The following is a 21,902-nucleotide window of genomic DNA, read 5'->3' as shown; positions in this document are numbered from 1 at the left end:
TCCGGCCGAAGCCGCTCTACCCGGCCGGGCCGGACATCGGCGCGATCAGCCGTCGCGCGTCACCCGCAGCACTTCCTCGAGCGTGGTCCGGCCGGCCCGCACCTGCGCCAGGCCGTCGCTGCGCAGGCTGGTCATGCCCTGCCGCGTGGCGTACTCGCGCATGCGCGCCTCGCTGGCGCCGTCGTGGATCTGGTGGCGGATCTCGTCGTCGACCGTCAGCAGCTCGTAGATGCCGGCGCGGCCCTTGTAGCCGAGCTGGTTGCAATGCTCGCAACCGACCGCGTGGTAGAGCGGCTGCGCGTGCTCGAGCCCGAGCAGCGCGATCTCGGCCTCGTCCGGCTGGTAGGGCCGCTTGCACGAGGGGCACAGCTGGCGGTACAGCCGCTGCGCCAGCACGCCGATCAGCGAGGAGGCCAGCAGGAAGGGCTCGATGCCCATGTCGACCATCCGCGTCACCGCGCCGGGCGCGTCGTTGGTGTGGATGGTGGCCAGCACCAGGTGGCCGGTCAGCGAGGCCTGCACCGCGATCTGGGCGGTCTCCAGGTCGCGGATCTCGCCGATCATGATCACGTCCGGATCCTGCCGCAGGATCGCCCGCAGCGCGCGGGCGAAGCTCATGTCGATGCGCGCGTTGACCTGGGTCTGGCCGACGCCGTCGAGGTCGTACTCGATCGGGTCTTCCACCGTCATGATGTTGGTGGTGGCCGCATCCATCGAGGCCAGCGCGGCGTACAGCGTGGTGGTCTTGCCCGAGCCGGTCGGGCCGGTCACCAGCACGATGCCGTGCGGCTCGGCGACCAGCTTCTGCATGGTCTCCAGCGTGCGGCCGGCCATGCCGAGCTTGACCAGGTCGAGCCGGCCGGCCGACTTGTCCAAGAGGCGCAGCACGGCGCGCTCGCCATGGCCGGTCGGCAGCGTCGACACCCGCACGTCGACCGGCCGGCCGGCGATGCGCAGCGTGATGCGGCCGTCCTGCGGCAGCCGCTTCTCCGAGATGTCGAGATTGGCCATCACCTTGATGCGCGACACGATGGCGGCGTGCAACTGGCGCTTCGGCTCGATCACGTCGCGCAGCTTGCCGTCGATGCGGAAGCGCACCACCGAGCGCGTCTCGAACGGCTCGATATGGATGTCGGAAGCGCCCTCGCGCAGCGATTCGGTCAACAGCGCATTGATCAGCCGGATGATCGGCGCGTCGTCCTCGGCTTCGAGCAGATCCTCGATCGCCGGCAGGTCCTGCGCCAGCCGGGTCAGGTCCATGTCGGCGGCGACGTCCTCGGCCACGTCGGCCGAATGGCTGTCGCTGCGCGAGAACAGCTGGGCCAGCCGCGCGTCGAACGCCGCCGCGGCGATGCGCTCGACGTTGACCGGCTTGCCCAGCATGCGGCGCAATTCCATCAGGCCGGTCAGGTCGGCGCCTTCGCGCAGCAGCACGTCGACCGAGCCGTCGCGCTCGGCGATGTCGACCACGCCGCGGTTGCGGGCGAAGCCGTAATTGGCGAGACGCGGGTAGCTCATGGCTTGGCGGCCGGCTCGGCCGGGGTCTTGGATGCGGGTTCCTGCTGCGGCGCGGCCGGGATCGCGCCCGGCGCCGGGGCCGAACCCATGATCGGCGCCACCGCCTTGCCCTGCTTGGTGTCGTAGGCCGGCAGCACCACCTTGGGCAGCGTCGGCAGCATCCAGCGGTTCTCCGGCTGGTAGCCGATCTGGGCGTCCTGCAAGAGCTGGTAGCGCTCGGCGCTCAGCGCCGCCGCGCCCTGGCCGTCGCGCAGGATCACCGGGCGCAGGAACACCATCAGGTTGGTGCGGTTGTTGGTGCGCTTCTCGTAGCGGAACAGGTTGCCCAGCAGCGGGATGTCGCCCAAGAGCGGCACCTTGCTGTCGGTCTGCGTCACCTTGTTCTCGATCAGGCCGCCCAGCACGATGATCTGGCCGTCGTCGACCAGCACCTTGTTGTCGATCGAACGCTTCTTGGTGGCGATGCCGGTGCCCGAGGTATTCACCGTGGCGTCGATGCTCGACACCTCCTGCGACACCTGCAGCGTGATCGCGCCGCCCTCGGACACCTGCGGCTTGATCTTGAGCTTGATGCCGATGTCTTCGCGGGTGACGGTGGTGAACGGATTCTGGTTGCTGCCGGTCGACGACTGGGTGCCGGTCACGATCGGGATGTTCTGGCCCACGATCATGCTGGCTTCCTCGTTGTCCAGCGTCAGCAGGTTGGGCGTCGACAGCACGTTGCCGTCGCCGTGGCTCTCGATCGCGGTGGCGATGGCGCCGAGCGTAGGCTGCTTGCCGTCGCCGCTGAGCGAGCCGTTGACCACGCCGAGCATCAGGCCGGCCGGCAGCGAGCCGTAGCTCTTGGTGGCGAGGGCGGCGGCCACCGAGCCCAGGCTGGTGCCGCTGGCGGCGGAGCCGAGGTTGGACATGCCGACGCCGTTGACCGAATTGTTGCCGCCGCCGAGCAGCCACTGGATGCCGAACTCGCCGCCGCGGTCGACCGACACCTCGGCGATCATCGCCTCGACGTAGACCTGGGCACGGCGCACGTCGAGCTTGTCGATCACCGAGCGCAGGTTGTTGTAGACGTTGTCCGGCGCGGTCACGATCAGCGCATTGGTGGTCGGATCGGCCTGTACCGCCACGCCGGGCGCCACCTGGCCGCCGCCGCTGCCGCCGAGCGACACCGCGCTGCTGGCCGGCGCCGACGGCGTGGCGACGCCGCCGGTACCGCCGGCGCCGCCGCTCGAGGTGACGCTGGTGAAGCTGCCCGACTGGGTCTGCGGCACGTCGCCGCCGGTCAGGATCGCCTTAAGGGTGGCGGCCAGCTTGGTCGCGTCGGCGTTCTTCAGGTAGATCACGTGGATGTTGCCGCCGGCCGCGCCGGGCTGGTCGAGGCCCTCGGCGATCTTGCGGATCTGCGCCAGGTGGGCCGGGTTGTCGCCGCGGACGATCAGCGTGTTGGCGCGCACGTCGGCCACCAGCGCGGTCTTGCGCACGCCCTCGAGCTGGGCGCCCGGCATCGCCGCCTGCACCGCCACGCCCGACACGCTGACCTCCGGCATCAGCCGGCCGATCATCTGCGCCACGTCGACCGCCGAGGCGTACTTGAGCGGCAGCGTGACCAGGTCGGCCGCGGCCGGCTGGTCGATGTTGGCCACGATCTGGTTGAGCCGGCGCACGTTGTCGGCGTAGTCGGTGATCACCAGCACGTTCGAGCCCGGATAGGCGGCGATCGAGTTGTTCGGCGTGATCAGGGGGCGCAGGATCGGCACCAGCTGGGCGGCCGACTCGTGCTTGAGCGGATAGACCTGGGTGATGATGCGGTCGCCGCCGACGCCGAGCTTGCGGTTCACGGTCAGGCCGTAGTTCTGCTTGGCGTCGGCCTCGGGCACCACGCGCACCGCGCCGGCCGTCTCGACCACCGCGAAGCCCTGCAGCCGCAGGGCCGACAAGAGGATCTCGTAGACCTCGCCGCGCGCCACCGGGCTCGACGAGACGATGTTGACCGTGCCCTTCACGCGCGGATCGAGCACGAAATTCTTGCCGGTGATCAGGCCGACCGCCTTGACCGTCGATTCGATGTCCGAATTGACGAAGTTGAGCATCACCTTGTCGTCCGCCGCCATGACTTGGCCGGCCAGGAGGACTGCGAGAGCGAGGGTCTTCAGCTTTTTCATAGGGCTCATTGGGCCTCGATGCGATAGCGCAAGGTCACGGGGCTGCCGTTGCGCACGAGTTCGATGGTGACGGTGGGCGCGTTGCTGAACGCTGCATAGAGCGCCGAGATATCGTTGGTGCGGCCCATCGGCGCACCGTTGACCGACTTGAGCACGTCGCCGCTCTGCAGGCCGAGCGGGCCGGCCAGCGGCTGGGCCGAGGCATTGGCCACGGTCACGCCGCCGCCCTCGGCGTCGGCCAGGCCGCGCGCCCATTCGGTGACGTTGAGGCTCTGCATGCCGCCGGCCAGCGCGGTCCGGTTCAATACGCGCTCGTCGCCGCCGCGGCGCATGCCGCGCGAGGGCGGTTCGCGATGGACCTGCTGCTGGACCTGCGGCGGCGGCGGCAAGGACGGCGGCGCCGGCGCGATCAGGCCGGGCTCGACCTGGGGCGGCGGCGTGTCGGCCGGCAGCACGCCCTGGGCGGCCGGCTTGGCGTCGAGTTCGAGCCGCTCGCGGCGGCCGCGGTTGTCGACCACCGCGTGATCGGAATTGACCTCGGCCAGCCGCACGCCCGATTCGAGCTCGTCGCCCTTGCGCACCGCCAGCGGCGCCTGGCCCGGCTTCTCGAATACCGCGGCGGCGAACGGCGTGCCGCTGGCGATCACGCCGCGCAGCTTATAGTCGAGCGTAGACGGCGCCATGTCGCCGGACGGCGGCGGGGCGAACAGGGCATTGAGCGGAGACAGGTCGAGCACCGCGCGCGGCGCGGCGGCCAGCGCGGGCGCCGCCACCGGCGGCAAGGCGCGCGGCGTGAGCGCCAGCCAGACCAGGCCCGCCAGCAGCCAGGCCACGACGAGCAGCAGCGCAGCGTTCAGGCAGCGGTAGAACCAGGGCGATGCGGGAAGGGAGACGATCATTCGGATGGGGGTCGCGGGCGTGATCGGAGGTAATCGGACGAGGCCGGACTACCGAACGTAAACGGGCAAAAGGTTCATGAACGCCAAATTTGAGGCGGCATTTATAGCAGCAAGCATCCCGGGCTGCCATCACACCGTCATGATTTGCCGCCGCCGGCATGAAATTCGCGAAATCGTGCGGCGGTGTTTGACACGGTCCGAAAAGCCGTGTTTAATCCGCCCCTTGCAACGACGCCAGTCGCAGCGAGCCGCGCGGAGCGGTAGTTCAGTTGGTTAGAATACCGGCCTGTCACGCCGGGGGTCGCGGGTTCGAGTCCCGTCCGCTCCGCCAAGAATACTGAGGTTGTTGCAGTGAACTGCAGCGATCTACCGAGAAGCGAATGACTTGACGCAACTCGGGACGCGTGGAAAAATGCGCGTCTTTCCGAAATCGGAAACACGGATTTCGGGCGGTTAGCTCAGGGGTAGAGCACTGCCTTCACACGGCAGGGGTCACTGGTTCGATCCCAGTATCGCCCACCAAGTCAGCCGAGAACCGCAAGGTTCGAAGCATAGGAGTGGTAGTTCAGTTGGTTAGAATACCGGCCTGTCACGCCGGGGTCGCGGGTTCGAGTCCCGTCCACTCCGCCAGCACAAAGAAAAAGCCCAGTCTTCGGACTGGGCTTTTTCTTTGTGCTGGCGTGGCCTGCGGCCCGCGCCGTGATCTATTCCTACTCCCCCGCCCTCGCCGCCGCGAGGGAGCCTCGCTGCGCTCGCGGCGCATCTTATATACGGTCCTGCTCGCTGAACCTGTCGCTTCTGCCGGGCACTCGCATCCTCAACACTTGATCTCTAGCACCCGCGATTGGCGCGAAGACAACAGCGGCGCGAGCAGCCGCGTTCGCCGCCGCGCCCGCTGCTATCCTGCCTACCCCATTTCGCCAGCCGAGTGCCCATACCATGGAAAGCGCCCGCACGTTCTTCGAACGACTGAACCGCGACTACCTCGAGGTCCACGAGACCAAGGAAAACCTGTTCTGGTCCACCTATATGGGGACCAGCGACGACCACGCCGGCTTCGCCCGCGCCGAGCAGGCCTACAAGGACTTCATCTCCGACCCGGCCCTGCTGGCCGAGACCCGCCGCCAGCTGGCCGCGGTCGAAGCCGAACCGGCCGGCGCCGAGCGCGATGCGCTGCTGCACGGCCTCAAGGGCTGGCTCGCGCTGTTCGAGAGCAATATCGTCGACAACGACGAGGCGCGCGTGCTGATGCGCGAGCTGATCGAGGCCGAGGCCGACCTGTTCGCCCGCCGCAAGGAGCTGCTGCTCGAACACGTCAACGAGCAGGGCGAGACCGAGGAGGCCTCGCTGTCGATGCTGGCCACCAACCTGGCCATGAACCCGGACGAGACCGCCCGCAAGAGCTCGCTGGCGGCCTATCGCCGGCTCGAGCGCTGGGTGCTCGACAACGGCTTCCTCGACATCGTGCGGCTGCGCAACCGCTTCGCCCGCGCGCTCGGCTACCGCGACTACTTCGACTACAAGGTGCGCAAGAACGAGAACATGTCGCCCGAGCAGTTGTTCGTCATCCTCGACGACTTCGAGGCCGCCACCCGAGACGCCAACCGGTGCGCCCTCGAGGCGCTTGCGGCCGACAAGGGCGAGGACGCGCTGGCGCCGTGGAACCTGCGCTTCCACATGAACGGCGACGTGCTGCGCCGGATGGACCCCTACCTGCCGTTCGGCAAGGGCTTGCAGCGCTGGGTCGACAGCTTCCGCCGGCTCGGCATCGCCTTCCGCGGCGCGACCATGCAGCTGGACCTGCTCGAACGCCGCGGCAAGTACCAGAACGGCTTCTGCCACGGCCCGATGCCGTCGCACTTCGACGACCGGGGCCGCTGGGTGCCGGGCCGCATCAACTTCACCGCCGAGGCCAAGCCCGACCAGGCCGGCAGCGGCTGGCGCGCGCTCAACACGCTGTTCCACGAAGGCGGCCACGCCGCCCACTTCGCCAACGTGACGCAGAATTCGCCGTGCTTCTCGCAGGAGTTCGCGCCGACCTCGATGGCCTATGCCGAGACGCAATCGATGTTCTGCGACAGCCTGCTGGAGGACGCCGACTGGCTCAAGCGCTATGCGCGCGATGCCGCCGGCGCGGCCATGCCCGACGAGCTGATCCGCGCCCGCATCGAATCGCGCCAGCCTTTCATGGCGCTGGAGGAGCGCAGCATCGCGGTGGTGGCCTACTTCGAGCGCGCGCTGTACCAGCTCGACGACGCCGCGCTGCAGCCCGAGGCGGTGCTGGCGCTGGCGCGCGACAGCGAGGCGCGCATCCAGGGCCTGGCCCAGGGCGCGCCGCGGCCGATCCTGGCGATCCCGCACCTGTTGAACCAGGAAGCGGCGGCCGCCTACCACGGCTACCTGCTGGCCCATATGGCGGTCTACCAGACGCGCGCCTTCTTCCTGCGCCAGTACAGCTACCTGACCGACAACCCGGCCATCGGCCCCTGCTGGCCGAGCACTACTGGGGTCCGGGCAACAGCATCGACCACGACGCCACGCTGCGCCGGCTGACCGGCGAGGGCTTCTCGGCGCGCTACCTGGCCGGCCAGTGCAATCTGTCGAGCGAAGAGGCCTGGGCCGAGGCGCAGCGCAGCATGGCGGCCGCCGAGGCGCGCGGCGAAGCGCAGGGCGGCCTCGGCGCGCTCGACGCGGTGATCCGCATCGTCGACGGCGACACCGTGCTGGCCGACAACGGCGAATCGGACGACGCCATGTGCGCGCAGTTCGAGCGCTGGGTGGCGGAGCGCTATCCGGCCGCCGTGCAGTGATCGCTACATAGATATAGGCAGGCCCCTGCAGGAGCGGCTTCAGCCGCGAATGGTGCAGCCATCGCTGCCGCCATTCGCGGCTGAAGCCGCTCCTGCATTCGGCCGGCGTCCGCCCTCGCCCACAAGTCGAACACACACGAGCGCCATCGAGCCATAAGGCACTAAAATCCCGCCTTTCCCGCTCCGCCCTTGCTGCACCATGCTTCCAGCCCAGTTCGACCAAGCCCTCGAAACCTGCCTGCTCCGCGACCGCCACGGCCTGCGGCAGAAGGCCCGCGCTCTGCGCGAACGCCTCAAGCAGAAGCAGCCGGCCGAACGCCAGGCCGAGGAGCTGGCCCAGGCCGTCGCCGCCTCGCAGGCCAGGTACGGCGCCCGCCGCGCCCGCCTGCCGCGGCCGCGCTTCGACGAGGCGCTGCCGGTCAACCAGCGCCGCGACGAACTGCTGCGCGCGATCGCCGACAACCAGGTGGTGATCGTCTGCGGCGAGACCGGCTCGGGCAAGACCACCCAGTTGCCCAAGCTGTGCCTGGAGCTCGGCCGCGGCGTGGCCGGGCTGATCGGCCACACCCAGCCGCGCCGGCTGGCGGCCCGCACGGTGGCGGGGCGGATCGCCCAGGAGCTGAACACCGAGCTCGGCGACACCGTCGGCTACAAGGTGCGCTTCACCGACAAGTCGTCCGAACTCAGCCTGATCAAGCTGATGACCGACGGCATCCTGCTGGCCGAGACCCAGACCGACCGCTTCCTCAACCAGTACGACACGCTGATCGTCGACGAGGCGCACGAACGCTCGCTCAACATCGACTTCCTGCTCGGCTACCTGCGCCAGTTGCTGCCCAAGCGGCCCGACCTCAAGGTGATCGTCACCTCGGCCACCATCGACGCCGACCGCTTCAGCAAGCATTTCGACGGCGCGCCGGTGATCGAGGTCAGCGGCCGCACCTATCCGGTCGAGATCCGCTACAAGGAACTGCGCGCTAACGCGCGCTCCTCATCCCAACCCTCTCCCCAGAGGGGCGAGGGTGCGAGCCCCGTGCGCTCCGCGCTCGATGACGACGACGCCGACCTCGAAATGGAAGAAGCGGTGGTCGACGCGGTGCAGGACGTCTGGCGCCACGACGGCCTCGGCGACGTGCTGGTGTTCCTGCCCGGCGAGCGCGAGATCCGCGAGACCGCCGAGGAGCTGCGCCGCGCCAAGATCATGGGCGCCGAGATCGTGCCGCTGTTCGCGCGCCTGAGCGTCGAGGACCAGCAGAAGGTGTTCAAGCCGAGCAACGGCCGCCGCATCGTGCTGTCGACCAACGTGGCCGAGACCTCGCTGACGGTGCCCGGCATCAAGTACGTGATCGACTCGGGCCTGGCCCGCGTCAACCGCTACTCGCCGCGCGCCAAGGTCGAGCAGCTGCAGGTCGAGAAGATCAGCCAGGCCAGCGCCCGCCAGCGCGCCGGCCGCTGCGGCCGGGTGGCCGCCGGCGTCTGCATCCGGCTCTATTCGGAGAAGGATTTCGACGCCCGGCCGGCCTTCACCGACCCGGAGATCGTCCGCTCCTCGCTGGCCGCGGTGATCCTGCGCATGCAGGCGCTCAAGCTCGGCCGGGTCGAGGATTTCCCCTTCATCGAGGCGCCGTCGGGCCGGCTGATCGCCGACGGCTACGCGCTGCTGCACGAGCTCGGCGCGGTCGACGAGCAGGGCGTGCTGACCCGGCTGGGCCAGGAACTGGCGCGGCTGCCGATCGACCCCAAGATCGGCCGCATGCTGCTGGCCGGCCGCGACGAGGGCTGCCTCGCCGAACTGCTGATCCTGGCCGCCGCGCTCAGCATCCAGGACCCGCGCGAACGGCCGTTCGAGGCGCGCGATGCCGCCGACCGCGCCCAGGCGCGCTTCGCCGACGAGAAGTCGGATTTCCTGGCGCTGCTCAACATCTGGCATTTCTTCGACGAGGAATTGCGCAACAAGAAGACCAACCGGCTCTTGGTGCAGGCCTGCCACGACCATTTCCTCAGCTATCTGCGCCTGCGCGAGTGGCGCGAATTGCATGCGCAGCTGAAGGAGATCGTCATCGACATGGGGTGGCTGCGCGAGGGTGGCGCCGAAGGCGCCGGGCACCCCGCGGCGTCCTCCTTGCGAGGGCTGGAAGCGGACAAGCACGCCACGGAAAGCCCCTCTCCCGCGCGCGGGAGAGGGGTTGGGGTGAGGGCGGCTGAAAATGAGCAGCACGCTCAAACCACCCTCACCCCAGCCCTCTCCCGCACGCGGGAGAGGGGCAGAGCGTGGCCGTACCCGTCCTGCCCAAGAAAGCCGAAAAGGAACGCCAGGCCGCCGAAGCCGCGCGCTACGAGGCGATCCACAAGGCGCTGTGCGCCGGCCTGCTGGGCAGCATCGGCTTCAAGCAGCCCGAGGACGACGAATACCTCGGCGCGCGCGGCATCCGGTTCAGCATCTTCCCCGGTTCCGGCCTCAAGAAGTCGCGGCCCAAGTGGGTGGTGGCGGCCGAGCTGGTCGAGACCACCAAGCTCTACGCCCGCAGCGTGGCCGCCATCCAGCCCGAATGGCTGGAGAAGCTGGCCGGCCACCTGGTCAACCGCGACTACTTCGAGCCGCACTGGGACGAAGGCCCGGCCCAGGTGGTGGCCAGCGAACGCGTCACGCTGTACGGCCTGCCGGTAGTGGCGCGGCGGCGCGTGCACTACGGCGCGGTCGATCCGGTGAAGGCGCGCGAGATCATGCTGCGCGAAGGCCTGGCCGGCCGCCGCTTCAATACCCGCGCGGCGTTCTGGCAGCACAACGAGAAGCTGATCAGCGAGATCGAGGAGCTGGAACACAAGGCGCGGCGGCAGGACGTGCTGGTCGACGAGGACGTGCTGTTCGATTTCTACGATGCCAAGGTGCCGCAGGAGGTGTTCAACGGCCACGGCTTCGACACCTGGCGCAAGGAGGCCGAGAAGGCCGCGCCGCAGCTGCTGTTCCTGAACCGCGACGACCTGATGCGCCACGCCGGCGAATCGATCACCGAGCAGCAGTTCCCGCCCGAGCTGACGCTCGACGGCATCGATCTGCCCTTGGCCTACCGCTTCGAGCCGGGCCACGCGCTCGACGGCGTGACGGTGCAGTTGCCGCTGCACCTGTTGAACAAGGTCAACGGCGCCGCCTTCGACTGGCTGGTGCCGGGGCTGATTCGCGAGAAGATCACGCTGCTGGTGAAGTCGCTGCCCAAGAGCATCCGCCGGCTGTGCGTGCCGGTGCCCGACTTCGTCACCCGCATGCTGCTCGAACTCGACCGCGCCGACCGCAAGGCGCCGCTGCTGCCGCAACTGGCCCACGCGGTCGGACGCGGCATCGGCAACCCGGTGAGCGTGGACGAATTCGATGCGACCGACCTGCCGGCCCACCTGCGCATGAACATCCGGGTGGTCGACGACGCCGGCCAGGAACTGGCCTCGGGCCGCGACCTGGTCGAACTGCGCGCCAAGCTCGGCGAAGCGGCGCAGATGACCTTCCGCGAAGTGGCCGCCCAGCCGACCGCCGGCAAGGCCGGGCCCGCGGGCGGCGGCAAGGGCAAGGCCGCGCCGGCCGCGGCCGCCTCCCCTGCCCCGTCGGCCAGGGCCGCCGCACCTGCGATCGAGAAGGACAACATCACCGGCTGGGACTTCGGCGACCTGCCGGCCAAGCTGACCTTCGACCGCGGCAACGCCAAGCTCACCGGCTACCCGGCGCTGGTGCCGCACGAGGGCGCCTGCGCGATCCGGCTGTTCGACGTCGAGAGCCTGGCCCAGGCCGAGCACCGCCGCGGCGTGGTGCGGCTGATGCAGCTGGAGCTCAAGGAGCAGGTGAAGCAGCTGCCCAAGTGCTTCTCCGGCTTCACCCAGACCGCGCTGCTGCTGCGCCACGTCGCCGATTCGGACAGCCTGATGGACGACCTGGTGGCCTGCATCTGCGACCGCGCCTTCGTCGGCGACGATGCGCTGCCGCGCAGCAAGAAGGATTTCGACAACCAGAAGCAGCGCGCCAAGACCCGCCTGCCGGCGGTGCGCGATGCCGCCTGGCGGGTGCTGCAGGAAGTCGCCGCCGAACAGCAGCAGCTGCAGGCCGTGCTGGCCAAGCCGGTGCGCTTGCAGAGCGAGCTGAAGCAGCAGCTCGGCCGGCTGGTCTACAAGGGTTTCCTGGCCGCCACGCCGTGGGAGCAGCTGCCGCAGCTGCCGCGCTACCTCAAGGCGATGAAGCTGCGGCTGGAGAAGTACAACGCCAACCAGGCGCGCGACGCCCAGCGCGGCGACGAGATCGCCGCGCTGTGGGCGCGCTGGGAAGCCGAGCAGGACAAATGGCGCAAGCAGGGCCGCGACCCGGCCCCGCTGGCGCCGTTCCGCTGGATGCTGGAAGAACTGCGCGTCGGCCTGTTCGCCCAGGAACTGCGCACGCCTTACCCGGTATCGGTGAAGCGGCTGGAGAAGATCTGGGCGGAGCTGGTGCGGCAATAAGGCAAAACGGCCGAAGCGGATCGACGCGCCCGGCGACAGGCGCGATGAACAGCCGAGGAATGCAACGCCGCAAGCTGGGCAGAGTAAGACGAAGCTAACGTTCTCGACGCACCCGTTGGGCATCGCTTCGCTCAGCCCAACCTACCGTGGTGAACGCAATGGCGAAAAATCGCGGCCAAACCCGCCATGCAAGCTGGCAACCGTGCCGGTTGCGGCATGAGCGAAGCGACATGCTTAGCTGCAGGCCCTACGAAGAACTGACGAGCGCCAGCGAGGCTCCCTCTGGACCACCCCGTGAAGTCTTCGACTTTACGGGGGCCCCGGTGGCGGCGAGGGCGGGGGAGTCGGGGTGAATCAGGGGTAAGCGCACGCCGGTTCAGCTCGCACGAAACGCAAGCGCCCGGCTCAGCCGGGCGCCCGCACAACAGGTCGATTCAACGATTACGCCAAATCAGACCAGGCGCTTACTGCCGGTAATCGACCTTGGCCTTGGCGACGCAAGCATCCTTGGCATCGCCCGACAGCGCATCGCACTTCTCCTTGGCCAGCTTGTATTCGGCCTCGCGCTTGTCTTCGCCGGCGGCGGCCCAGGCCTTGCCGGACTTCTTGTCGGCCTTGGCGTCGGCCAGCGCGGCTTCGTGATCGGCCTTGGCCTTCTTCTTGCAGACATCCTTGTCGTTGCCCGACATGCCGTCGCAGGCCTTCTTGGCCGCGTCGTACTGCGCGTCGGCCGCGTCCTTGGCCTGGGTGTAGTGGGCGTCGGCCGCCTTCTTGTTGGCCTTGGCCACGTCGTCGGCCGCGGCCGGCAGGGCCAGGCCGAGGCCCAGCATCAGGGCGGAGAGCGTCGTCGCGATATGGATGCGTTTCATTTGGCTTTTCCTCTTCGTCGGTTGAAATCGCCGCCCGCATGCAGCGGGCGAAACAGGTGATGGAGCGATCTCAGCCAAACCCATGCCAACCAAATAAATCCATTCATTTCAATTACTTATTGAAACAGCCCGGACAGCGGCCTGTAGCATTTACATGCCGCCGTTCCCTAGGCTGCAAGAAAAGGCGAGGTTTTCGCCCGGGCCAGGCCGGCGCTAGCGCGCTGCGGCGCCCCAGCTCAGCCGGTCGAACTGGAACGGCATCGCCGGCGACGGCGCGACGCCGCTCAGCCCCTTGCCGTAGGCCAGCGTGGCGAACGGATAGGCCAGCACCGCCCACGGCATCTCGACGGCGAAGCGCCGGGCGGCCGCTTCGTAGGCCTTGCCGCGGCGGGCGCGGTCCGGCGTCGCCCGGGCGGCGTCGACTTCGGCATCGAAGTCCGCGTCGCACCAGCGCGCGGTGCTGCTGGCCGCCGCCTCGCAGGTCAGCAGGTTGGCGTAGAGCTCGTCCGGATCGGTGCTGTTCATCCAGCCGGAGATGATCGCGTCGTGCTCGCCGGCGCGGCCGCGGCGGCCCAGCTCGGCGCTCTCCATCGCCACCACCTCGGCCTTCACGCCGAGCTTGGCCCAGTCGGCCTGCACCAGCTCGGCCGTCAGCCGCGGATTGAGATTGGAGGCGCCGCCGCCGACGCGCGCCCAGATGCGGGTGGCGAAGCCGTCGGGGAAGCCGGCCTCGCGCAGCAGCCGGCGCGCCTGCGCCAGGTCCGGCCCGCTGGCCGGCTGCGCCGGCGCGCCCCACAGCGATTTCGGCGAATACGGCAAGAGGCCGGTCTCGGCACGGCCGTCGAACACCGCGCGGACGATGGCCTGGCGATCGATCGCCAGGCTCAGCGCGCGCCGCACGCGGGCGTCGTCGAACGGCTTCCTGCGCGTATTGAAGGCCAGGAAGGAAGTGATCTGCGGCCGGTAGCTGCGCAACGCCACCCGGCTGGCGCCCTCGAGCGCGGCGATGTCCTGCGGCCGCAGGCTCTCGGCCAGGCCGCATTCGCCGCTGCGCAGCTTCTGCACCCGTACGGCCGGGTCCGGGTCGATGCTGAAGATCAGCTTGTCGATCGCCGCCCTGCCCTTGAAGTAGCCCGGATGGGCGGCATAGCGGATGGTGGCGCCGCGCGTGTACTTGAGCAGCTGGTAAGGCCCGGTGCCGACCGGCTCGCTGGCCAGCCGGCCGATCTGGCCGGCTCGGGCCAGCCCCTCTCCGTATTCGGCCGAGACGATCGAGAACGGCCACGACGCCAGCAGCGCCGGGAACGGCGCATAGGGCTTGGCCAGCGTGAAGCGCACGGTGCGCGCGTCGAGCTTGTCGACCGCGGTGATCAACGCCGCCCAGTTGCCCGAGACGGCGCCGGGGAAGCCGGCCGGCGCGGCGGCCGCGCCGGGATGCCTGGGATCGAGCTGGCGCCGCACGCTCCAGACCACGTCGTCGGCATCGAGCGGCCGGCCGGGCTTGAACCACGGCGTGGCGTGGAAGGCGACGCCGCTGCGCAGCGTGAAGGTCCAGACCCGGCCGTCGGGCGTGACGCTCCATTTCTCGGCCAGCTCGGGCACCAGAGCGCCGCTGGCCGGCGCGTAGCCGACCAGCCGGTTGTAGAGCGGATAGGCGGCGGCGCGGTGGGTGGCGGCGGTATCGGACAACGCCGAATCGAAGCCGTCCGGATCGCCGTCGGCGCAGAATACCAGCGCCGGCGCGGCCTGCGCCGCCGACGCCAGCAGCGCTGCCGCCAGCATGCCGTGCCAGCGCCGCCACAGTGCGGCGCGATGCCGCATCGGCGCCCTGCCCGCCGCAACGCCGCCATCAGCCCAGCACCGCGCGGGCCGCCGCGTGCAGCGCCGGCGTGGCGGCCACCAGCACGCTGCCGTCCGAATCGCGGTCGAGCTCGCCGCCCTGCCAGTCGGTCATCACCCCGCCGGCGCCCTTCACCACCGGCACCAGCGCGGCGAAGTCGTGCAGCTTGAGGCCGGCCTCGACCACCAGGTCGTAGCCGCCCGAGGCCAGCAGCGCATAGGCATAGGCATCGCCGCCCCAGACCGTGAAGCGGCACTGCGCCTGCAGCCGGGCGAAACCCTCGCCGGCCGCGCCGGGCAGGTATTGCGGCCCGGTCGAGCCGAGCCGCGCGGCGGCCAGCGCGGTGATGTCGGAGGTCTGCGTGGCGACGCCGTTGAGCGTGGTCGACCGGCCTTCGACGCCGACCCAGCGCTCCGCCAGCACCGGCTGGTCGATCAGCCCCAGCACCGGCCGGCCGTGGTGCAGCAGGCCGATCAGGGTGCAGAAGGTCGGCCGGCCGACGATGAAGCTCTTGGTGCCGTCGACCGGATCGAGCACCCAGACCCACTCGGCCTGGTCGCGCTCGCGGCCGAATTCTTCGCCGACGATGCCGTGCTCCGGCAGCTCGGCCGCCAGGATCGCGCGCATCGCCTGCTCGGCCCCGCGATCGGCCTGGGTGACCGGGCTGGCGTCGAGCTTGTCGTCGATGGCGAGGCCGCTGCGGTAGTGCGGCAGGATGGCGGCGCGGGCGGCGTCGGCGAGGCGGTGGGCGATGGGGAGGAAGGCGGCAGCGGGGTGCATGGGGGTCCTTTCGGGGAGGGCGCCATCTTAGCTTCAATGCGCTTGGGCGCGCAGCCGGTCGGCCCCGGCCGGGTTGTTACCGTCGTGCCTTGCGGCAATACAGGCGGTTGCTATGCTCGATACGAGACGGCGGGCATGAACCCGCCGCAGAGGGAGGAAGCATGCAGGCACCGCATACCGTGCAGGACGTCGCCCTGGCCCATGTCCGGCCCGCGCCCGAGAAACCGTCCGGCTGGGACGTCCATCTTCTCCACGAACATCTTCACGAGGTCGCTCGCCTCGCCGCCGAGCGCGCCACCGTCTTCGCCGCCGAGGAATGGGCTCGGCTGGCGGGCCGCTGGCACGACCTCGGCAAATACCGGCCGCCATTCCAGGGCAAGATCAGGAAAGGCAGCGGCTTCGATCCGGACGCCCATATCGAGCAAGGTGGCCGGGCCAATCATTCGACCGCCGGTGCCTTGCATGCGATCGAGACGCTCAGGCAGCGTCACGGCAGCGTCGGAGAACTGGCCGGCCGCGTCCTCGCCTATCTGATCGCCAGCCACCATGCCGGGCTGTACGACTGGGAATCGAACGTCAGCGCCGGCTTGAAGGCGCGCCTCGCCGATGCAGAATCCCGTCGGGAATACGATGAAGCGCTGTCGGCCCGGCCGGCTGCCGACATCCTGGCCGACGAAGATTTCAACCCAGGCCCTTCGCTCAAGGCCGTCCTGGCTGCCGAACACGACCAGCCCGGCGCATACGCGCTGTGGGTACGCATGCTGTTCTCCGCGCTGGTCGACGCCGACTTCCTCGATACCGAGCGCTTCATGGACCCGGCCCAGTTCGAGCGCCGAGGCCGCTTTCCCGCCATCGCCGAATTGCGTGCCGCCTACGACGCCCATATGGCCCGCTTCGGCGAACCGGCCGGCGCGGTCAACCAGTTGCGCGCCCGGGTCCTGGCCCAGTGCCGCTGGAAGGCTAGCGAAACGCCGGGCGCCTTCTCGCTCACCGTCCCTACCGGCGGCGGCAAAACCTTGGCCAGCCTCGGTTTCGCGCTCGAGCACGCGTTGCGCCACGGCAAGCGCAGAATCGTCTACGCGATCCCCTACACCAGCATCATCGAGCAGACCACCGACGTATTCCGCCGGGTATTCGAAGGCCTGGCGGGCGATCCGGTGATCGAACACCACAGCCAGGCCGAGCGCGACGGCGACACGCTGGCGAGCCGGCTGGCCTGCGAGAACTGGGATGCGCCGCTGATCGTCACCACCAACGTACAGTTGTTCGAGAGCCTGTTCGCCGCCCGCACCTCGCACTGCCGCAAGCTGCACAACCTGGCCGGTAGCGTGATCGTGCTCGACGAAGCGCAGCAACTGCCCCCCGAGTTCCTGCAGCCGATCCTCGACGTATTGCGCCTGCTGATCGCGCACTACGGCGTGACGGTGGTGTTCTGTACCGCAACGCAGCCGGTGCTGACCCATCGCGAGATGCTTGATCCACGCCATGGCCTGCGCGGTTTCGAGGAAGGCCAGGTCTGCGAAATCATCGACGATCCCGACGCCCTGTTCGATGCGCTCAAGCGCGTCGCGGTCGAGCTCCCCGCCGATCTGGCCGCGCACGGCGATTGGGACGAAATCGCCGCGGCCATCGCTGCCGAGGATTGCATCCTGGCCATCGTCAACCGCAAGTCCGATGCGCGCGAACTGTGGCGGCGGCTGCCCGAGGGTGCGATCTGCCTGACCACCGACCTGTGCGGTGCGCATCGAGCCGCCCTGCTGGCCGAGATTCGCACCCGGCTCGACGGCCGCCGCACGGGCAGCGATCCGCGCCCCTTGCATGTCGTGAGCACGAGTCTGATCGAGGCCGGCGTGGACGTCGATTTCCCGGTGGTCTGGCGAGCGCTGGCCGGCCTGGATTCGATCGCGCAGGCAGCCGGCCGCTGCAACCGCGAAGGCCGGCTGGACGGACTGGGACGGGTCAAGGTGTTCGTGCCGCCGACCGGTGAACCGCGCGGCACGCTGGCGCTCGCGGCCGGCGCCACGCGCGCGGTGCTGCACGGCTACGACGATCCGGACGGCAGCCGGCTGCTGGCCGACCGCAATGGCATGTGGCGCTACTTCAGACGTTACTACGCCGACTGCGGCGGCCACGACCAGCGCGGGATCGTCGATCTGCTGCATCGGGATGTCCTCACGCCCCGCCTGGACGGCATGCTCGCGGTGGCCTTCCGCACGGCAGCCGAGCGTTTCAGGCTGATCGACGACGAAGAACGAGTCACGGTCTACGTCTGCTATCCGGCCGGCGATGAAAAAGTACAGGCATTGCTGGACCGGCTCGCACAAGGTCAGGCCGAACGCTGGTCGATCCGTGCGCTGCAGCGCTATGCGGTGAGCGTGAGAAAGAAGGATATGCAACGCATGGGGAACGACTTGCATCCGGTGCTCCTGGACAGCTACATCCTGATCAATCCGCTGCGCTATCACCCGGAACTCGGATTGAACACGGAACAGGTCGCGATCTACAACCCGAGCGCCACGGCGCTCTGAGCCGCATACCTGGAGGAGCGATGAATCGGTTCTGCCTCGAAGTCAGCGGTGACTTCGCCTGCTTCACCCGTCCCGAGATGAAGGTCGAGCGCGTCAGCTACGACCTGATCACCCCGTCCGCCGCCCGCAACGTCTTCCAGGCCATCTTGTGGAAGCCCGAGATCGACTGGCGCATCCACCGGATCGAAGTGCTCAAGCCCATCCGCTGGATCAACCTGCGCCGCAACGAAGTCGGCAAGACCGTGCCGGCCGGCGCAGTCGCCAGCGCGATGAAGCAGGGTCGCGGCGCGCTCGGGCTTTACATTGAAGAAGAGCGGCAGCAACGGGCCGGGCTGTTCCTGCGCGACGTCGGCTACCGGCTGCATGCCGAATTGACGGTCAAGCCGGAAGCGCGGGCCGCCAATCCCCTGGCCAAGTATCGCGAGATGTTCGCGCGCCGCGCCGAGCGCGGCCAATGCGTGAACCAGCCTTATCTCGGCTGCCGTGAATTCGCGGCCAGCTTTCGCCTGGTCGATCCGCTCTCCGAGCCCGCCGACCGGCAAGACTTGAGCGAAGCCGACCGCGCCGAACTCGGCTTCGGCAAGCCGCGCGACCTCGGCTACATGCTGCATGACCTCGACTTCTCCGACCCGGCCGATCCACAGCCGCGCTTCTTCCGGGCCGAACTGCACGACGGCGCGATGGCGGTGCCGGACTGGCAGGAGGCATTGGCATGATCCTGCAAGCGCTCGACAACTATTACCGGCGCCGCGCCGCCCATCCCGAGCCGGCTCGCCGCCTGCCCGCGGTCGGGCTGGTCGAGCAGCCGATCGGCTACCTGATCGAGATCGATCCGGCCGGCCGACTGGTGCAATTGCAGAAGACCGGCGAGATGCGCGGCAAGAAGCACGAACCCAGCCGATTCCTGGTGCCGCGCGGCGTGAAGAAGACCTCCGGCGTCGCGGCCAACCTGCTGTGGGATAGCGCCGAATATGTGCTCGGCGTGGACACGCGCGGCAAGCCCGAGCGGGTGGCCGAGCAGCATGCGGCTTTCCGCGCCAAGTTGGCGGCCTTGCCCGAAGCGGTCGCAAGCGACACCGGCATACGCGCCGTCCAGGCCTTTTTCGACCGGCTCGACCTCGCCGCGCTGGCGCAACTACCGCAATGGGCCGATATCGCCGATACCAATCCGACCATGACTTTCCGGCTACTGGGCGATGACGCGCTGGTCTGCCAGCGCCCGGCCTTGCAAGCAGCCCCGGAGCCAACCGACGACGATGCGACTCTGGAGGCCGCGATCTGCCTGGTGCGCGGCCAACCGGACACGGTCGCGCGCCTGCATCCCGCCATCAAGGGCGTATGGGGTGCCCAGACCTCCGGCGCCAATATCGTCAGCTTCAACCTCGACGCCTTCAATTCCTACGGCAAGACGCAAGGCAACAACGCACCAATCGGCGAAACGGCGGCTCAGACCTATACCACTGCGCTGAACGCCCTGCTGGCGCGCGACTCGACCAATCGCGTCCAGGTCGGCGATGCCTCCACCGTGTTCTGGGCCGACGTCGACGACGAACCGATGGAGGCCGGCCTGGCCTTCCTGCTTGGCGAGCCGGCCAAGGACGACGACCCCGATCGCGGCATCGCCGCGGTCCAGGCCATCTTCAAAGCCATCGAAAGTGGCCGCTACCAACACGAGGCGGGCTCCCGCCGCTTCCATGTGCTGGCCCTCGCCCCCAACGCCGCCCGCATCGCCATCCGCGACTACCACGACCTGCCGCTGGCCGAGCTGGCGCCGCGCATCAAGCGGCACTTCGACGACCTGGCCATCCAGGGCGGGCCGAACGATCCGCCGCATCCGTCGCTGTTTCGCCTGCTCGCCGCACTGGCGGCCCAGGGCAAAGCCGACAACATCCCGCCGCGGCTGGGCGGCGAAGTGCTGCGCAGCGTGCTCGACGGCCGCCCCTACCCCGCCCAGCTGATCAACCTGGCCGTGCTGCGCTGCCGGGCCGAACGGAAGGTGACCTACGCCCGCGCCGCCATGATCAAGGCCTGGCTCAACCGCGATGTCCGCGCCAAACATACCGAGGAGAAGGAGTTTCAAGTCATGCTCGATACCAGCAACAACCATCCCGGCTACCGCCTGGGCCGGCTGTTCGCGGCGCTGGAGAAGATCCAGGAAGAAGCCCAGCCCGGCATCAACGCCACCATCCGCGAACGCTTCTATGGCGCCGCTTCCAGCACGCCGGCCACGGTATTCGCCACCTTGCTGCGGCTGTCCAACCACCACCTGGCCAAACTCAAGCCCGGCCGCAAGGTGAACCTGGAGCGCCTGCTGGGAGAGATCAGCGGCGGCCTAGCCGACTTCCCGGCCCACCTTAGCCTGCCCGACCAAGGCCGCTTCGCGCTCGGCTACTACCACCAGCGCCAGGACTTCTTCACCAAGCGCAGCGCCGATACCGACAACACCGCCCCGAGGAGCAATGAGCATGGCCATCGTCCACCGTTACGACTTCGTCCTCCTGTTCGATGTGAAGGACGGCAACCCCAACGGCGACCCTGACGCCGGCAACCTGCCGCGCATCGATGCCGAAACCGGCCATGGCCTGGTCACCGACGTCAGCCTCAAGCGCAAGGTGCGCAACTTCGTGGGCTTGGTGAAGGGCGAGACGCCGCCCTACGAGATCTACGTCAAGGAAAAGGCCATCCTCAACCAGACCCACGAACGCGCCTACGTCGCTACCGATAACGGCGAGTTGCTCAAGGGCGAGGAGAAGAAGCGCAAGGGCGGCGGCGATGCGGTGACCGCCGCCCGTAACTGGATGTGCGCCAACTTCTACGATGTGCGTACCTTCGGCGCAGTGATGAGCACCGGCGTCAATTGCGGCCAGGTGCGCGGGCCCGTGCAACTGACCTTCGCGCGCTCGGTCGCGCCCATCGTATCGCTCGAACACAGCATCACCCGGATGGCCGTGGCCACCGAGGCGGAAGCCGAGAAACAGGACGGCGACAACCGCACCATGGGCCGCAAGCACACCGTGCCCTATGGCCTCTACGTCGCCCACGGCTTCGTTTCCTCCTTCCTCGCCAAGCAGACCGGTTTCTCGGACGACGACCTGGAACTGCTGCTCAAGGCACTGGAACAAATGTTCGAGCACGACCGTTCGGCCGCCCGCGGCGAGATGGCTACTCGCGGGCTCTATGTGTTCAAGCACGAGTCCGAGCTTGGCAATGCTCACGCCCATAGCCTGTTCGAACGCATCCAGGTTCAGCCTGTGGACCCCAGCAAGCCGGCACGCGACTTCGCCGACTTCCGCGTGACGGTGAACGATGCGGATCTGCCGACCGGCGTGACCTTGCAACGGCGGGTCGGCTGAAGTCCTGAGGTTGCACGCCGGTCAGCGCTTGCAAACCACCTGCCATGGAGTCGCCCGATCCGATCCCCATCAGCGCCCTCCAGCACTGGCGCTATTGCCCGCGCCAGTGCGCGCTGATTCATCTGGAGCAGGCGTTCGATGACAATCTGCACACGGCGCGGGGCAATGCGCTCCATGCCCGGGTCGACACGCCCGGCGCCGAAACCCGCGCCGGTTGCCGCATCGTGCGCGCGCTGCCCCTATGGAGCGACCGCCTCGGCCTGAGCGGCAGGGCCGACGTAGTCGAGTTCCTGCCCGACGGCACACCCTACCCGGTCGAATACAAGCACGGCCGTCGCCGCGTGCGCGACTTCGACGAATTGCAGTTGGCGGCTCAGGCGATCTGCCTCGAAGAAATGACGGGCCGATCCGTCACCGAGGGTGCGCTGTTCTACGCCGGATCGAAGAAACGCCGTCCAGTTCGCATCGATACGACCTTGCGCCAGGCCGTGGAAGACTGCACCGCGGCGATCCGCTCCACCTTCGCCGCGGGCCGGCTCCCGCCACCAGTCAATGACGAACGCTGCCGCGAGTGCTCACTCCGCGATCGCTGCCAACCCGAGGCGCTGGCGATACCCGAGCAGCAAAGGCAATTGCTGGCGCGTCTGTTCGAGGTCGACGAATAGCC

The 21,902-nt window shown here is 68.7% G+C and carries 14 protein-coding genes, 3 tRNA genes and 1 pseudogene; 12 read left to right on the top strand and 6 right to left on the bottom strand.

The window, feature by feature from the left end; genetic code table 11:
• Nucleotides 1-45: 45 nt before the first annotated feature.
• Genes gspE through H9L41_RS09095 form a run of 3 tightly spaced genes read right to left on the bottom strand, consistent with a single transcriptional unit; the run spans nt 46 to nt 4,579 of the window.
• Nucleotides 46-1,518 carry a type II secretion system ATPase GspE gene (gene gspE, locus H9L41_RS09105; protein ID WP_028446656.1) on the bottom strand — a complete coding sequence of 491 codons (1,473 nt, stop codon included), beginning with the start codon at nt 1,516-1,518 and terminating at the stop codon, nt 46-48.
• On the bottom strand, nt 1,515-3,680 hold the full coding sequence (gene gspD, locus H9L41_RS09100; protein WP_034607127.1) for a type II secretion system secretin GspD: 2,166 nt from the start codon (nt 3,678-3,680) through the stop codon (nt 1,515-1,517). Before gspD ends, gspE begins: the two co-directional genes overlap by 4 nt.
• 5 nt (nt 3,681-3,685) lie before the next feature.
• On the bottom strand, nt 3,686-4,579 hold the full coding sequence (locus tag H9L41_RS09095) for a type II secretion system protein N (RefSeq protein WP_028446655.1): 894 nt from the start codon (nt 4,577-4,579) through the stop codon (nt 3,686-3,688).
• A 254-nt stretch (nt 4,580-4,833) separates the two neighbouring features.
• On the opposite strand from H9L41_RS09095, the gene H9L41_RS09090 reads away from it, so the two are divergent.
• From H9L41_RS09090 to H9L41_RS09065, 7 genes and pseudogenes are all read left to right on the top strand, one after another.
• Nucleotides 4,834-4,910, top strand: a tRNA-Asp gene (locus H9L41_RS09090).
• A gap of 116 nt (nt 4,911-5,026) precedes the next feature.
• Nucleotides 5,027-5,101: transfer RNA gene (locus tag H9L41_RS09085), tRNA-Val, on the top strand.
• 32 nt (nt 5,102-5,133) lie between these two features.
• Nucleotides 5,134-5,209, top strand: a tRNA-Asp gene (locus H9L41_RS09080).
• A gap of 309 nt (nt 5,210-5,518) precedes the next feature.
• The gene (locus H9L41_RS09075; RefSeq protein ID WP_265583977.1) at nt 5,519-7,132 is read left to right on the top strand and encodes a M3 family metallopeptidase; all 1,614 of its coding nucleotides are present in this window, start codon (nt 5,519-5,521) and stop codon (nt 7,130-7,132) included.
• A gap of 83 nt (nt 7,133-7,215) precedes the next feature.
• The gene (locus H9L41_RS24510; protein ID WP_265583976.1) at nt 7,216-7,389 is read left to right on the top strand and encodes a hypothetical protein; all 174 of its coding nucleotides are present in this window, start codon (nt 7,216-7,218) and stop codon (nt 7,387-7,389) included.
• Nucleotides 7,390-7,588: 199 nt separating this feature from the next.
• A pseudogene (gene hrpA, locus H9L41_RS09070) lies at nt 7,589-9,469 on the top strand (ATP-dependent RNA helicase HrpA); the annotation flags it as partial.
• Nucleotides 9,470-9,660: 191 nt separating this feature from the next.
• Nucleotides 9,661-11,865 (top strand): DUF3418 domain-containing protein, encoded by a 2,205-nt coding sequence (locus H9L41_RS09065; RefSeq protein ID WP_187523765.1) that lies wholly within the window; start codon nt 9,661-9,663, stop codon nt 11,863-11,865.
• Nucleotides 11,866-12,329: 464 nt separating this feature from the next.
• Here the strand turns inward: H9L41_RS09065 and H9L41_RS09060 are convergent, their stop codons facing one another.
• From H9L41_RS09060 to hisN, 3 genes are all read right to left on the bottom strand, one after another.
• A complete protein-coding gene (locus tag H9L41_RS09060; RefSeq protein ID WP_028446652.1) occupies nt 12,330-12,734 on the bottom strand; it encodes a hypothetical protein in 405 nt (134 codons plus the stop codon).
• Nucleotides 12,735-12,947: 213 nt separating this feature from the next.
• Nucleotides 12,948-14,555, bottom strand: coding sequence for an ABC transporter substrate-binding protein (locus H9L41_RS09055; protein WP_051319099.1), 1,608 nt, complete (start codon nt 14,553-14,555; stop codon nt 12,948-12,950).
• A 28-nt stretch (nt 14,556-14,583) separates the two neighbouring features.
• Nucleotides 14,584-15,354 carry a histidinol-phosphatase gene (gene hisN / locus H9L41_RS09050; protein WP_028446651.1) on the bottom strand — a complete coding sequence of 257 codons (771 nt, stop codon included), beginning with the start codon at nt 15,352-15,354 and terminating at the stop codon, nt 14,584-14,586.
• A gap of 161 nt (nt 15,355-15,515) precedes the next feature.
• Between hisN and H9L41_RS09045 the strand changes: the two genes are divergently transcribed.
• Genes H9L41_RS09045 through cas4 form a run of 5 tightly spaced genes read left to right on the top strand, consistent with a single transcriptional unit; the run spans nt 15,516 to nt 21,900 of the window.
• Nucleotides 15,516-17,882 carry a CRISPR-associated endonuclease Cas3'' gene (locus H9L41_RS09045; RefSeq protein WP_034607126.1) on the top strand — a complete coding sequence of 789 codons (2,367 nt, stop codon included), beginning with the start codon at nt 15,516-15,518 and terminating at the stop codon, nt 17,880-17,882.
• Nucleotides 17,883-17,902: 20 nt separating this feature from the next.
• Complete coding sequence (cas5c, locus tag H9L41_RS09040) at nt 17,903-18,598, top strand: type I-C CRISPR-associated protein Cas5c (protein ID WP_028446650.1); 696 nt, start codon at nt 17,903-17,905, stop codon at nt 18,596-18,598.
• Nucleotides 18,595-20,421 (top strand): type I-C CRISPR-associated protein Cas8c/Csd1, encoded by a 1,827-nt coding sequence (cas8c, locus tag H9L41_RS09035; RefSeq protein WP_187523764.1) that lies wholly within the window; start codon nt 18,595-18,597, stop codon nt 20,419-20,421. Before cas5c ends, cas8c begins: the two co-directional genes overlap by 4 nt.
• Nucleotides 20,348-21,235 (top strand): type I-C CRISPR-associated protein Cas7/Csd2, encoded by an 888-nt coding sequence (cas7c, locus tag H9L41_RS09030; protein WP_028446648.1) that lies wholly within the window; start codon nt 20,348-20,350, stop codon nt 21,233-21,235. The genes cas8c and cas7c overlap by 74 nt, the downstream gene beginning before the upstream one ends.
• Nucleotides 21,236-21,279: 44 nt before the next feature.
• On the top strand, nt 21,280-21,900 hold the full coding sequence (gene cas4, locus H9L41_RS09025) for a CRISPR-associated protein Cas4 (protein WP_028446647.1): 621 nt from the start codon (nt 21,280-21,282) through the stop codon (nt 21,898-21,900).
• Nucleotides 21,901-21,902 lie beyond the last annotated feature (2 nt).

The organism is Chitinimonas koreensis, from assembly GCF_014353015.1.
GTDB lineage: Bacteria > Pseudomonadota > Gammaproteobacteria > Burkholderiales > Chitinimonadaceae > Chitinimonas > Chitinimonas koreensis.
This window is presented reverse-complemented; position numbering and strand designations above follow the sequence as displayed.